The organism is Paenibacillus sp. FSL W7-1088 (assembly GCF_037969855.1).
Lineage (GTDB): Bacteria > Bacillota > Bacilli > Paenibacillales > Paenibacillaceae > Paenibacillus.
Window position 1 is genome coordinate 5,458,657 of sequence record NZ_CP150216.1, and the last position, 14,886, is coordinate 5,473,542.

Here is a 14,886-nt window from a genome sequence, read left to right on the forward strand (position 1 = left end):
TCATAGTTCACCGGACCGCTTCACCAACTCCAAAATTTCACTAGCGACAATATCCGGCTGACTATTATGAATATCGTGTTTGGCGTGTGCCACAGTGACCTGTGTTCCTTGACTGGACCATGAAGCAAAATCGGCTTGATCTGCCTGCCATGCCCGGCTGCCTTCGCTTGATTTCTCTGAACCGGCCGTCAGAATGGTTAACGGGAAAGAGAATTCCTTTTTATGCTCCAGGATACGGGCTGCGTTCGTCTTGGAATTGCGCATCTCTCCAATCAAGTTGTCATTGTAAGCATGCTTGAGCGTGGAAATGGTGGCTGCCTTTCTCATTGACTCCGTAACGAGATCCGGGTTAACGACCAAGGATTCCGTTATCCGATCCGAATGCAGCAATGTACGCGCAATGCCTGTTTTCACCAGAAAACGTGCTGAATCGAAATACCAATCCGATGGCTCCATGGCCACAGTGCTGTAATATTCGGGACTTCCTCCATCAATCATGACCATACCTGCTACCTCATCGGGATACATTTGCGCGAATCGCACGGTCTCCAGCGATCCAAGAGAATGACCTACCATGATATATGGCGGACGTTGGCCGGATACTCGCAGCAGTTGATGAATTTCCTCCGTAATGGTATCGATATCACGTGGCCGATCCGTATAATCGCTATACCCGTAACCGAACCGGTCATACACCGCAATGTTCACCTGGGATTTCAACTTGTTATATAGCGGGCTGAAATCAACATACGGATTAGGCGTACCCCAGCCTGAAGCGAGAACAACCGTCGCATTTCCTCTTCCCGTTGTATAGAGATGCATGTTACGTCCGCTCACCTCATACATTTTGCCCGGTGCAGTGTAAGATTTCATGTCCTGTGTCGACTGATACGCCTCGTACGCGGTTCCTGCCAGCAGCAGAAGTCCTGTTGCCAGCATCAGGCCACCCAGCCCCTTCAATCCTCGCCGTAACCCCTTCTTCATCGTCTCTACCCCTTACCCGGATCATCTTCTATATGTATTCTTCAATCTTACCCAAGTACGGGTGGAAACGGAACGATCCCGGGTCCAGTTCTTTCCCCAACCTAAGTCTAGTTCCATCCCCTACCCGCAGGATGAAAAATACCACTGAGACCTGTACCTAAGGAAAGATAATCATATAAACAACGTAAATAACCGCAAATTCCCGATAACGGAAACCTGCGGTTTGGATGATATTCATTTTGTAAAAGGGGAAATACACCCTCTGCAATCTACAATTGCAACGTGAGACCGACCGGGCAATGATCACTGCCCATGACATGGCAATCAATATGCGCATCTGACACCTTCGGAGCCAGTTGATTGGACACAAGAAAATAATCGATCCGCCATCCAACATTACGCTCTCTTACCTTGGGCATGTACGACCACCAGCTGAACACATCCGTGCGATCCGGGTACATATGGCGGAAGCTATCCACATATCCGGCAGCCAGCAGATCGGTCATCTTACCTCGCTCTTCCAGCGTGAATCCCGAGTTGCCCAGATTCGGCTTCGGATTCTTCAGGTCGATCTCCTGATGGGCTACATTCAGGTCACCACATACGATAACCGGCTTGGTCTGCTCCAATTGCAGCACGTACCCTCTGAATCGATCCTCCCATTCCAAACGGTAAGGAAGTCTGGTCAGATCCCGCTTCGCATTGGGGGTATATACGTTGATTAGATAAAAATGATCAAACTCCAGCGTGATCATTCGGCCTTCCGGTTCGCTATCTTCCTCGATTCCATACCAGACAGATAGCGGTTTGATCCGGGTAAATACGGCTGTGCCGGAGTATCCTTTTTTGACAGCATAATTCCAGTATTGATATACGTCTTCACCCAGATCCATTTCGATCTGTCCTGCCTGCAGCTTGGTCTCCTGCACACAGAAAATATCGGCTTGACTCTCGTTATAATAATCCATGAATCCTTTGGTAACACATGCCCGCAATCCATTTACATTCCAGGACACCAGCTTCATATCCTCATCTCCTCACATCTCCCCAATATAGCATGGGCGAATTCGGAAGGACAAGCTGAGGTGTGACGATATCCAAACAGAATGAGCGCTTACTAAGCCCTATGCTCACTGAAACAACCAGGTTAATGCTTCAGGCAGATGCTTGGCAAAAAATAAAAGATCATGCGTCCCGCCCTCTTCCTCCACGTAATTCAGCCGCTCGGCAGGATAGCCCTGGGCCAAAATCATGCGACACGCAGAACGTGTATTTTCCAGCATTTGTGCTTGGGCATTAGCCTTGTACACACCTTCCAGACTCCCAACGTACATATACAACTTCAACCCGCGGCGTTCAGCCCAGCAATAGTCACTCATATAATCGAGGAAACCTTCATACCACATTGAGGCTGATAACGCCCCAACCTTTCCAAAGATATGAGGGAATTCCATCGCCGCAAACAGAGAGATCAGCCCACCGAGCGAACAGCCAAGTATACCTGTATTCTCTGAATCTGTAAGAGTACGGTAAGACGAGTCCACATACGGTTTCAGCTGCTCAGTGATCGCCTTCAGATATATGATTCCCTGACCGCCAAAGGCCGAAAAGGATGCATGCAGCGCTGGTACAGGCCATGGCGTGTAGTCATCGTTGCGATGGTGAGGTTCAATACCGACCAAAATCAATTCAGGCAGTTTTCCGGAGCGAAAAGAATGATCCAGCAGATTGCTGCAGGCTTTGGCTACCGCACCTCCATCCTGAATATAAACGACCGGGTAATGACGATCTCCCTCTGTGTAAGATGGCGGAAGCAGCAGATGGAGCGTCCAACCATTAACCGACTCCTGTACCCATTTACTCATGATATGGAACCCTTCCCTCCTGTTTCAAATCTGGCTTGTTACATCCGGTTCTTGAGCAGTAAAAAGATGAAATAAGGAACGCCAATAATGGAGATAACGATGCCCACAGGCAGTTCTGCCGGGGCAAACACCGTTTTGCCAATCAAATCCCCTACAACAACCATCGCCATGCCGACCAACCCGGATATCGGAATGACCCGTTTATGGTGAAGCCCCACCAGCCGCCGTGCAATATGAGGAGCGATTAACCCAACAAATCCGATACTCCCGGATACGGCAACACAGGCACTGACGAGCCCAACACTGCCCAGCAACAATATTTTTCTCTCCCGATGGACATCCACGCCGAGTCCCATGCTGCTGGCCTCCTGCAGCTGCATGACATCCAGCACACGGGATTTAGCCCAAAGCAAAGGAATCAGCAGAACCAGCCATGGAATCATCGCCGATATGTATCGCCAGTTGGCATTATAAATGCTGCCTGTCAGCCAGACGGTAGCCATCTCAAAATCGGACGGGTTCATCTTTAGGGAAAGATAAAGCGTAATTGCACTAAAACCTGAACCGATGGCAATCCCGACCAGAATAAGCCTTTGGGAATCCAACTGACCGCGCTCCTGTGCAAACCACAAGATGAGAATAACTGCCGTTAATCCACCCAACAGGCCAAACAGTGGCATCGCCATAATGGACAACCATCCTGTACCTGTTATGGACCCATGAAACAGAAGCATAAAGAGCACCATTGCTGTTCCGGCACCTGCGTTAATCCCAAGCATGCCGGGGTCAGCCAGTGGATTGCGGGCGATGCCCTGAATAACAGCTCCGGCAATCCCGAGTCCCAGGCCAAGCAGTAATGCAATGACAATACGCGGCAGCCTGAAATCAAAAATGACCAGATCATGCTCATGGACAGGGTCCAGCCGCAATAACGTTTTGACCACATCCATCACCGATATGTCAAACGCACCGTTAGTCAAACTGATATAAACGGCTGCTGCAATGATTATTGAACTTATGAAAATGACGGCCCATAATCTTCCCCGCTGCGGTTCAGGCATGTTTTCCCCCTCCTTTGGTTTTGATCAGATAAAGGAAGAAGGGAACGCCAAATAATGCGGTGACTACTCCAATTGGTGTTTCAAACGGAGAGTTAATGAAACGACTCAAGATGTCACACCAGGCCAAAAAGAATCCGCCCAGCAGAGCGGAACACGGAATAATCCAGCGGTAATCTACCCCGAAGAGAAATCGGGTAATATGCGGAACCAACAAACCGACAAAAGCGATTTTGCCCGCCAAAGCCACAGATATTCCAGTCAGGATAACCACACTCAGTATCGATAAAGCCTTAACCCATCCGGTACGCTGCCCCAGGCTTGTTGCCACATCATCGCCCATCGACAGAATGGTAATAGACTTGGAAAGAATGATGGCTAACGCCAGTCCCACCACAGCAAATGGAATAATCAGCTTGATCATGCCAGGGTCCATCTGATGCAATCTGGCGTTATACCAGAAACTGATCGTTTGAGACACCTGATAATAGGTAGCCACAGCCTGAGATACACCACCGAGGAATGTACCGATAATTGTACCCAGAATGGCAAGCCGAACAGGCGACATGCCACCCGGCAGTAACCAGGCTATGAGAAATACCAGTCCTGCTCCAAGTGCCGATCCCGCCAAAGAGTAAAATATAAGACCAAGAGATGACGTATTCGGCATAAATACCATACATAAGGTGATGACCACTACCGATCCATCGGATACCCCCATAATGGAAGGGGACGCAAGATAGTTTCTTGTCATCCCCTGCATGAGCGCACCTGACACCGCCAGAAAAGCCCCGATTAATAAAGCACCAATAACACGTGGGAGCCGGGATGATACGATGATCTGGTGATCAATGCTGTCTGTATCGAAATGGAAAATGGCTGCTGCTATGGTCGAAACGTCAATGCTCTTGGCTCCGTACATGACGGACGCCAGAATGGTAACTGCAATGAACAGAGGTGCTGCTGCGAACAGCACCACCGGATTCAATCTTCTTTTTTGCATAGGAGTATACACGCCTTGCTCTAATTATTTGGATAACTGCTCAACTGCTGCTTTCAGGAATTCAATACGACTCCATGCCGGACCGCCTTCAGCCAATGGATCAATGACATTGACAAAAGCATGATTTTCCTTCAGCGCAGTTGTCTTCTGGATAATCGGGTTATTCTGCAGATCCGTCAGAGCATTCGGGGTGTCGGAGTTCTCGGATGTCTCAAATTGTACAAACACATAATCCGGGTTCATCTCTGCAAACTTCTCTACCGAAAGTGCTTCCTGTGCTTTGGCTGCCTGAATCTCGGCCGGAACCTGGAATCCAAGGTCTCCATACAGGATCGGGTTCACAAAGACAGACTCAGGATACACATACATTTGTCCGTTACGGATACGCACTGCCAGCACTTTTTTGTTTTCCAGTTTGTCCCCCAGTTCAGCCTGAGCAGTAGTCAGAGCAGCCTTATACTGTTCAATCTCCTGTTTGGCCTGATCCTGCTTGCCTGTCAGCTCAGCCAGCAGATTCAGGTTCGACTCCCAATCCGTAGCAATATGGGATACCTGAATAAATGGCGCAATTTTGCTTAACTGCTCGGCCACTTCAGGCTTAAACTTCGTGGAACCCAGGATAATATCCGGTTTCAAGGACAAGATGGTCTCAAAGTTAGGCTCAATCTTCTGCCCAATGGACTCAGCTTGATCCGTGATAGAAGCATACATCTCCGGGAATTCGCCGCCAAAAGTAATAGCCCCTACCGGATGTACATCAAGAACCAGCGCATCCTCCATCGCTTCCATGGAACCAGTAATAACAATACGGTTAACTTCTGTTGGGACTGTGTACTCTTTATCTAAGTATTTAATAGTTCGTGTGCCTTCAGCTGCTTCAGCTGTATCCGTTTCATTGGTCGTCGCCGTGGTTCCGGTCGAAGCCGAATTCTCCGCAGTCCCTGACGCGTCCTCTTTATTGCCGCACGCTCCCAATACAGCGAGCATACATATCATTACCAACCATAACCCCAATTTCTTTTTCATCTCTGGTGATCCCCCTTCAATAGTTCGATTATTCTAATTGAGAATAATAATCATTATTGAATGATAAACAAGATTGACCGACAGAACCATGGACTCTGTCCTGAATCTCTATGGATTTTTCACCGATAGCGATCCATCAGATCGTCCAGGATGCGTTCGTTGGCGAGGGGCGAGTTCTCAAGCCAGGGATCAGCCGGGATGATGAACAACCGGTTATTCTGAACAGATTTTATATTTTGCCACAAGGATGTTTTCTGCACATCCTCCCAGAAAGATAACGTCTCACTCTCCTGACATACCATCAGAAATATCCAATCGGTCTGCATTTCAACCAGCTGTTCCAATGTAATCGGCTCGTTATATATTTCCCCTTCTTCACTGACATGGGCTGGTTTAACCGCCAAATCTCCATATAACACTTCCAACATGGAAGGTGAACAATAACGTGTGAACTGATGTTTTAACAAACGGACAACGACTACCTTCTCGTTGCCAAGCTTTCGCTGCATCATCGTTTTGACCTGATCAACCTTATGATCATAAGTTTCCAGCCAACTCTTGGCATCCTGCTGTGTCCCCAGATGTTCAGCCAGAATCTGAAGCTGTGATCGCCAGTTGTGATCTGAGACCGTGAGGTAATGAACCGGTGCAATACCTTCAAGCTGTGCTTTTTCCTCAGGTCGCAAGTGGTCGTAACTGATAATCAGGTCGGGCTGATGCTCCTGCAGAGCCTGAATTTTGGATTGCCATTCCATGTCAATCCGATAGGCACTCAGATGTACAGGGATGTCCTTGCCATACATTCGATAATAATACGATGTCCATTTCGGGTGCAGCGGTGCCGCATAGGGAATCATGTTCAGGGCCAGCAAATGTCCTGTAATCGCAATGTGATAGGCCGCAATTTTACGGCGGCGGCTGTTCATATATACCGAAGGGGATATTCCCATGGCTTTTTTAAATTTGCGACTGAAGTAAAATTCGTCCTGATATCCAACCTGATGAGCAATATCCCGCAGACGCATTTCAGTACCGGCCATAAGTTGTTTTGCCCGGTTAATGCGGAGTGAAGAAATATAATCAGTTGTACTCATTCCATATCTTCGCTTGAACAGGTCCACATAATATTTCGGACTCAGCCCGGCCATGCCTGCCAGATATTCCACGGTTAGATTCTCATTGGAATGCTCATCGATATAATCTTTGGTACGCTGGATCATCATCTGGGAATCTTCCTTGAGCGGAGGTGATGCTTCTGTAAGGCTTGCGAGCAATTGGAGAAACTGCACATGTGCCTGAAAATGCCCCATGGCCCTGCCACTATGCCACAGGTTGTGTATTTCTTCGCACATAAATGAGAGCTGAACGGTTGGTGACACCGCCAGCTCCTTTCCAGATCTGAACATCGGGGTATCTTTAACCACATGCAAGGTGTCAGGATCATCATGCAGCTCTTGATAAAGGTCAAACCGCATGATCGTTACTTCGGCTCCTTCATCTCCGAAAGAGGTCAGTCCAAAAGTGGATTCGGGTACACAGGAATATACGCCTTGTGCATGGATATGGATAGACCCCCGATCCAGTGTCAGTAAGGCTTCACCACCTGTGACCAAGACAAGCACATAAGACGAGGTATGCTGCTGGGGAATGTTCCAGTCCGAAGTGGATTTCATTTTCTCCATGTCACGCAATTTTATAGTCAATCTGTCGAGCAGATACGTGGAATCCACCTCTTGATTAGGGTATAAGTTAGGGGAAATCATCTATTTATAGGCCTCCATTTGATAACCATTCTCAATAACTATCATCAGTATATCAAATTTTCGGAGACCCCCGCATCTACTAGTTCTTTCATGATGGTACTCAACCCGTTCAATCTCTGGATGCAAATCGCAGTGCCCTGTTGATCAACACAGGCAATACCGAGATGTGACCTTCATCTTCAAAACAGATAAAGTCAGCGCGCACTCCACTTGCATCGCTATGGTTCAACCATTGAGTAAACGCTCGGGAGCGTTCAATCACCCCGCTGGGATGACTCCCCTCCAGTTCTCCTGCTGCAAGTAAAACATGAATTTCCGTACGGTTATCTTGCATGCGAGAAGCAAACGTCTCTTGCTGCCGGGCGATCCAGGCTGAGTTCCAATGAAGAGACGGACTACCTGCAATGTAATTTCGGTATGTTCCCGGACGTTCCAGTAACAACTGCAAAACAAATAATCCGCCCAGCGAGTGCCCCACAACGGATTGTCTGCTCCGGTCAATGGCATAGCGTCGTTCAATATCTGGCTTCAATTGTTCCTCGATAAACAGGGTGAATGCTTCAGCGCCGCCATGCTCCGGCCAAGTTGCTCCATCCGGTCTCCGGGGTAAATCTTCTTTGGGAACCGGCATCATAAAATCATAGTGTCTGTCCGGCGGAAAGGGTTCTCTGGCAGTATACCCCACACCAACAATAACTGCTGGCACAACCCCGGTCTTCTCCGGGCGTAAAGATTGTACACGCATGGCCTCAACCATCGTACCAAACACCGCATTGGCATCCAGCAGATAGATCACGGGATATCCGGAAGCTGGCGGGGCGCTCTCCGGCACCCAAACTTTGATCTCGTAATCTCTTTTGGTCTGTTCTGCACGCATGTGGTAATAGGCAGTTCCCGGCAACGTTACCTCCGGTTCTGTTCCATCTTGTCTCATCATTGGTTTCAATGAAGTATACCTCCTGGTTGCTACAGCTTTAGTCTCCGATTATATCCAAGGTCGGTCCGGCCTTCCATGGACGAATCACCCATTTCCATATGGAAAATGCACCGCTTCATTGCATGCATGGCTTTCAATTTCTCATCAAAACTGAATTTAGGCAAAAAAACTGCACCTCCATTGTTAGTCGTGTCTAACAAATGGGGTGCAGTTCACTGACGGGTAACCGGCTTTGTTTTTGTCTGTAGTGTTTTGTATTGTTTAAAAGAAATGTCTGATGCTTTTGCTATTTGAGCTATTTGAGACCCGTTGTAGCAATGCCACGAATGATCTGCTTCTGAAAGCACAGAAAGAGAACGATCAATGGCAGAACCGAAAGTGTTGCTCCAGTCATAATCTGTACCCAGTTGCTGCTGTCCTTGGCCTCGCTGGAGAAGAAAGCCATTCCGACAGGAATCGTGAACATCTCCTCACTCTGCGTAATAATGAGCGGCCAGATGAATGAATTCCAACTGCCCAGGAATGTCAGAATGCAGAGGGTGGCAAACGCTGGCCTTACCAGCGGAACAGCGATCCGAAGGAAAATGCCCCATTCTCCCATGCCATCAATTCGTGCCGCGTCCAGTAATTCCGAAGGAAGGGATTCCATGAATTGCTTCATTAGAAAAATGCCAAACCCGGATATTAAACCTGGAAACAAAATCCCCCAGTATGTGTCCATGCCGTTGAAACTACTGGATACAAGATACCATGGAATAATCAGCATTTCAGTCGGCACCATTAATGTACTCAGAATGAGTACAAAGATAACCTGTTTCCCCCAGAACGTAAATTTAGCCAAAATGTATCCCGTAATGGAATCAAACACGCAGACACTCACCGTGGCAATGACGGCTACATATAAGCTGTTCAACATCCAGCGGGGAAATGGGGTTCCCTGAAAAATGGCCGCATAATTATCCCATGTGACTCTGGAAGGGATGAGGCTTAGAGAGTAGATTTCATCCAGCGTCTTGAACGACGTCGATATCATCCATAGAAACGGAAACACCATCAACCCAAGTCCGAGGGTAAGTAAACCATAACTGATCAGTGACCCGGAACGTTTCCAGCGGAGTGTTGTTCGGGTATCGGCCCATGCGGCAGATCTGCTCATGCTTGAAAAGCACCCTCCTTTCCTTTTACTCCTGTTGAAAACGGCTGCCCAGCACTTTAAGCTGAACCAGAGTCAGCATGAATATGATGACAAACAGAATGACGGTGGCTGCCGAGGCCAGACCCATATCAAAACTCTTAAAAGCCAAATTGTATATATGAAGCACAACAGATATGGTGGAGTCCAACGGCCCGCCTCCTGTCATATTCAGCACCTGGGTAAAGGATTGCAGGAACCCAATGCTTGCCATGACGACGGAGAGGAGCATAACCGGGTTCAACAGAGGGATTGTAATATGCACAAAGCGCTGCCAACCCGTGGCTCCGTCTATGGCAGCCGCTTCATAATACAATTTGGGGATGTTTTGCAGACCCGCCAGGAAAATGAGCATCTGAAATCCGATATTTTGCCATACCATCACCGCAATAATCCAGAAGATGGCCTGTGAGGGCGAATACAGGAATGATTGCGGCCCAAGACCCAACTCTATAAATAGAGTATTTACAATCCCGTTCTTCATCAGCAGCCACCGGAATATCCAACTTACCGCCACTACACTGGTAACATACGGGATAAAGTAGGCCGTCCTGAACAATCCGCGCAGCTTCACCACTTGCTGGAGAAGAAGAGCCACGATTAATCCGGCAATCAACTGTGCAGGTACACCAACAACGACGTAGATTCCTGTGTTCACCAGCGACTTGAGAAATAGAGAGTCACTTAGCAACGTCGCATAATTATCAAAGCCCACAAAGGGTTTATCCGGTGACAGCATGCCCCATTCGCGAAAGCTTACGTTAAAGGAATACAGAATCGGTAAGATACGGATGACTACAAAATAGAGCAGCGGAATCAACAAACCGCCATAAATGAATAACCGCTGTTTATGTCTGTAATTGAGTCTTCCTATTCCCGATCCGAACCATAAACGCCGTTTCGGCCGCGAAGGAATCACCCCGGTAGTCCTCATAGCTGCACAGCCTCCTTGAATGAGAACTTATTTTTTCTTATCCTGTTTCGCCCAGTAGTCGTCATAGAGCTTCTGGGTTTTGGCCACCAGATCATTGAAGGCCTGTTCTTCCGGCACATGATTAAGAAGCACCTCATCCACAGCGTTCACAAACAACGTACGCTCCTGCGTCTCATCAATGAAAAAGTGGGCGTTAGCATCGTTCAGTTGAGAGATAAAAGGGCCAAGCAGCGGGTCATTCACATACTTATCCTGAAGAGCCACTTCTTTCTGTGCGGGAAGTTCACCGACCTTCTCCACCCATTGTTCCTGAACACCCTTGCTGATCAAAAACTGTAAAAAGGCCGTAGCTGCTTCCAACTTCTCTCCGGTAACATTGGCTGGAATCGCATTAGCCCAGAATGAAGCCTGTGTGGATTTTCCTTTATAACCTGGCAGCGGGGCGACAGCAAAATTCAAATCGGGAGCGTCTTTTTTGATAGATCCCAATCGATATGAACCATCCACGTTAATTGCGGCATGGCCGGTTTTGAATGCATTGGCATCATCGGTGTAAAAGCCGTTAATTCCTACCTTATGCACGGTTGCAAAATCAACCAGATACTTGAATGCTTCAAGCCCTGCGGGTGTATCATTCCACAGGATTTTCCGACGATCCTCGCTTGTATCCTTGCCTCCCGCTTGATATAACAATCCATCTCGGAACCAGTGATGAAGTTGGGAACCCGGTTCCCACGCGAAACCCTCTGTCACCAACTGGCCGTTTTTGTCCGTTTCCGTTAATGCCTTGGCATCCGAGACAAGCTCTTCCCAAGTCGTCGGCGGTTTCTCGGGATCAAGTCCAGCCTTGGTGAACAAGTCCTTGTTATAAAACAACCCCAGCGTTCTCACGCCTGTAGGCAGAGCATAATAGCTTCCATTTAATTTGGCTGTATCCACAAAAGGGAAAAATGCCTCGGCGATGCCCGGAAAGCTGCTTTCAGGCAGCGGCTGTAAATAACCGGATTGCACATATTTTGGCAGCCAGCCGTAATACAGATTGATGACATCCGGTCCTTTTCCGGCGGGAACAAGTGTAGCAACCTTTTGATTGTACTGGTCGTATGGAAAATTGGTTTGTTTGACTTTGATGTTAGGATGTTCAGTCTCAAATTCCTGGATTAAGGTATTGATCAGTTCAACCTTGGCTGGAAATTCGTACTGCCAGTACTCAATCGTGATGGGCTCCTTCTCCGTCTGAACACTCGAAGCTGTTACAGCTGCTGAACCAGACTCTTCGGATGGCTTGGCTGAACAAGCTGTTATGCTCAATAAGAGTAAACCTGCAATCAAAAATTGCAGGGTCTTGCTTGGCCTGAATGAAAAATAACCGGATTCCGTCAAGTGAAGCCACTCTCCCCTCTTTTTCCAACAAAAGTGTTATAACCCGTTCTCTATCTCCTTGACTTACGCGTTGGTGGAACCAACGGCTTTATCAACAGGCAGCTTCAACAGATGTCTTGCGTTATTTCCGAAGATGAGTTCAATGTCCGCTTCAGGGAAGCGAAGTTCACGGCATACACGCACCTGATCCTGCAAATAACGATAAGGATAACCACGCGGAAATCCGCTCGCATCCGTTCCAAAGATGATTCGCTCCGGACCCAACAGTTCGTAGGTTTTGCGGAATAACGTCTCCAGGTTCAGCTCATAGGGCATCCAGCGTACCCACTGATTGGAACCCGATGTGTCGATGTAGACGTTAGGGCAGCTCCAGCTTAGATGGAGCAGTTCCTGGAAGTACCCTGCGCCAAAATGAGGGATGATGAACGGAATATCCGGATAGGCACGGGCCGTGTTAAAGATGGCAAGCGGATTGATGTTGGGATGATGAACGATGCCTCCGGCATGACCAAGCATGCCAAAATGAATCAGCACAGGCAGACGCCGCTCTGCAAGAAATGTCCACACCGGATCGAGCGAAGGGGAGTCAAAGGGAATCTGGGTGAGAGGACCAAATAGCTTGTATCCTCGCAACCCGAGCTCATCAACCGCCCGACGCAACTCGGTGGATGCATCTTCATTTTCAATGGAATGATAAGCGAAGCCGGTAAACCGATCCGGGTATATGGATATTTGTTCAGCCAGATTGTCATTATCCAGAGCCGTCAGAAAGTTAAGTCCAGCAATATTGTATTTGTCCAATTCATCTACCCACCGTTCGATTAACGGCCGTGCTGCTTCCTCTCCCTGCTCCTCCACCGCCGGGAAGTCCCAGGTTAGTCGCATTCGCTCACTTCGTTCCTTGCCATATCGCGTCACCAATTCATGGTTTTTATATGAGGAAAGCAAAAGTTTATAGGGCAGGTGGGCATGGATATCAAAAACTCGAAAGTCGGGATTGGAGAACATTGTTTTGCTCCTTCCGTTTAGGTTTGGTTAAGCCAGCCGTTTAGAATTAAATCCAGATTCGCATCTACGGAACGGAGTTTATTGGTGGTGCCAAGATTCCATTGTTCCTGTGTGTCAAGACGGAGCGCTTGAGCCTCCAATGCTCTTGCCACTTCTTCCGGATTCGGTCCACCACGCACATGCCGAATGTGTACAAAATGCTCAGGGGATATTGCTTCCTCTAATTGCTCAAAGGTTAGGGCAAGCGGCTTGGCGGCAATTTCCTGCACCGCTGTGTTCACAACCTCCCAGTTCAATCCCGAAATGGAAATACCGGATTCCGTCAGCTGTGTTACAATGCGGCTCACGATGGAATGAGCTTGTCTAAACGATAATCCTTCTGTGCGGACCAGCGTATCTGCAAGTTCGGTAACCGTAGCGAAGCTATGCTCTGCCCGTTCCCGCAGCAATGACACATTGACCTTAAGGGTATCCATCACTTCGGACAGCAAGCGATATACGGATTCAAGTGTATTCAGACTTCTCCATACATAGGGCTGCATATCATCTTCGGTATCTACAATGTCGCCAAAGGGCGTGTTATGCATCATGTTAAGCGCAGTTGCTGCATCCCCTTTGGCACTTGAAAGGAGTGAACGGGCGTGTTCAATCGATACCGGATTCCGTTTTTGCGGCATGATGGAACTAATCTGAACGTAAGGGGCAGCTACAATTAATGCACCATATTCCTGTGTGCACCATAACAGCAGATCCTGAACAAAACGTCCCAGATTGATAGCTGCCAGTTGGGCTACAGAGGCGGCTTCACCTGCATAATCCACACCGCTGACGGCATCATAGGCATTCTCAATCATGCCATCAAAGCCGAGCAGTTCTGCGGTCCGGTCTCGACAGACTGGAAATCCAGAAGTGGTGAGAGCAGCCGCACCAAGACTGCTGCGATTGCAGCCTGTATAGGCTGATCTCAACCGATTAAGATCCCGTTCAAGGGAATCGCTAACGGCACAGATGTAGTGGGCAAGTGTTGTCGGCTGGGCTTGTTGGGTGTGCGTGTGAGCAATCATGAGGGTATCGATATGACGTAATGCAAACTCTCTTAGGCTTCGGTGTAATGACAGCCCTGAGGAAATCGTTAAGTTCAGATTCTCCCTCAGCACCATACGATACATGGCGATTCCCATATCATTTCGGCTTCTGGCTAAATGCAGATTTCCGACAGAGGGTCCGCCAAGCTTCTCTAGTTCAGCTTCGACTTGGTAGAACAAATCTTCAACGTGGGAGGAATACTGACTCGTTCGGAGCCCATCTACATCCAGACTTTGTATAGCGGAAGCGATGTGGCACGCCTCTTGCTCCGAAATGATGTGTTGTTCACGGAGCATAATCAGATGTGCTTTGTTTACGGCCATCATGGGGTTCAGCAGATGCTGTGTGGCCTGATTATAGGCGGGTTCAAGTACAATTTCGGCATAGGTTTGACTGGGAAAACCAGACGTTTGTGTTGGATTCGTTGACGTTGACTTCACCTTCCTTGCTCTTCATCTGAATATACAGAGATCTGGAATACCGACTAATCAGGTCGGAATGTTTAGTTCAAAACTCTACCACTATTTTGATACACATACAACTTTATCCTTAATCAAAATTTTCTATTGTCGTATCGGCTTTCTCTATAACCTGTTCTATTGACTGCTGTAGATTTGAAGACTAGATTATCCTGTATAAGATTGGTC

13 protein-coding genes are annotated in these 14,886 nt (G+C 48.1%); all 13 read right to left on the reverse strand.

The annotated features are described in order from the left end of the window. Positions 1–984, reverse strand: a complete 984-nt coding sequence (locus MKY42_RS24635) for an alpha/beta hydrolase (protein WP_090903780.1) — start codon at positions 982–984, stop codon at positions 1–3. A gap of 269 nt (positions 985–1,253) precedes the next feature. Then, positions 1,254–2,009, reverse strand: a complete 756-nt coding sequence (locus MKY42_RS24640) for an exodeoxyribonuclease III (RefSeq protein WP_090903781.1) — start codon at positions 2,007–2,009, stop codon at positions 1,254–1,256. A 105-nt stretch (positions 2,010–2,114) separates the two neighbouring features. Further along, positions 2,115–2,849, reverse strand: coding sequence for an alpha/beta hydrolase-fold protein (locus MKY42_RS24645; RefSeq protein WP_256222335.1), 735 nt, complete (start codon positions 2,847–2,849; stop codon positions 2,115–2,117). A 38-nt stretch (positions 2,850–2,887) separates the two neighbouring features. Beyond that, positions 2,888–3,910: an iron ABC transporter permease gene (locus MKY42_RS24650; RefSeq protein ID WP_339845429.1), complete on the reverse strand. Its 1,023-nt coding sequence runs from the start codon at positions 3,908–3,910 to the stop codon at positions 2,888–2,890. Next, entirely contained in the window at positions 3,903–4,910 is a 1,008-nt protein-coding gene (locus MKY42_RS24655) for an iron ABC transporter permease (RefSeq protein ID WP_339845433.1), read from the reverse strand. The genes MKY42_RS24650 and MKY42_RS24655 overlap by 8 nt, the downstream gene beginning before the upstream one ends. Before the next feature lie 24 nt (positions 4,911–4,934). Beyond that, positions 4,935–5,936: an ABC transporter substrate-binding protein gene (locus tag MKY42_RS24660; RefSeq protein ID WP_339845436.1), complete on the reverse strand. Its 1,002-nt coding sequence runs from the start codon at positions 5,934–5,936 to the stop codon at positions 4,935–4,937. A 119-nt stretch (positions 5,937–6,055) separates the two neighbouring features. Next, positions 6,056–7,639 (reverse strand): AraC family transcriptional regulator, encoded by a 1,584-nt coding sequence (locus MKY42_RS24665; RefSeq protein WP_339845439.1) that lies wholly within the window; start codon positions 7,637–7,639, stop codon positions 6,056–6,058. 169 nt (positions 7,640–7,808) lie between these two features. Further along, the gene (locus MKY42_RS24670) at positions 7,809–8,636 is read right to left on the reverse strand and encodes an alpha/beta hydrolase-fold protein (RefSeq protein ID WP_339853067.1); all 828 of its coding nucleotides are present in this window, start codon (positions 8,634–8,636) and stop codon (positions 7,809–7,811) included. A gap of 295 nt (positions 8,637–8,931) precedes the next feature. Next, positions 8,932–9,792 (reverse strand): carbohydrate ABC transporter permease, encoded by an 861-nt coding sequence (locus tag MKY42_RS24675; protein WP_090903786.1) that lies wholly within the window; start codon positions 9,790–9,792, stop codon positions 8,932–8,934. Between the two features lie 25 nt (positions 9,793–9,817). After that, complete coding sequence (locus MKY42_RS24680; RefSeq protein ID WP_090903787.1) at positions 9,818–10,762, reverse strand: sugar ABC transporter permease; 945 nt, start codon at positions 10,760–10,762, stop codon at positions 9,818–9,820. Between the two features lie 27 nt (positions 10,763–10,789). Further along, entirely contained in the window at positions 10,790–12,145 is a 1,356-nt protein-coding gene (locus MKY42_RS24685; protein WP_090903788.1) for an extracellular solute-binding protein, read from the reverse strand. Between the two features lie 63 nt (positions 12,146–12,208). After that, the gene (locus tag MKY42_RS24690) at positions 12,209–13,153 is read right to left on the reverse strand and encodes an amidohydrolase family protein (protein WP_090903789.1); all 945 of its coding nucleotides are present in this window, start codon (positions 13,151–13,153) and stop codon (positions 12,209–12,211) included. A gap of 17 nt (positions 13,154–13,170) precedes the next feature. After that, positions 13,171–14,679, reverse strand: coding sequence for an argininosuccinate lyase (argH, locus tag MKY42_RS24695; RefSeq protein ID WP_256222337.1), 1,509 nt, complete (start codon positions 14,677–14,679; stop codon positions 13,171–13,173). Positions 14,680–14,886: the final 207 nt, after the last annotated feature.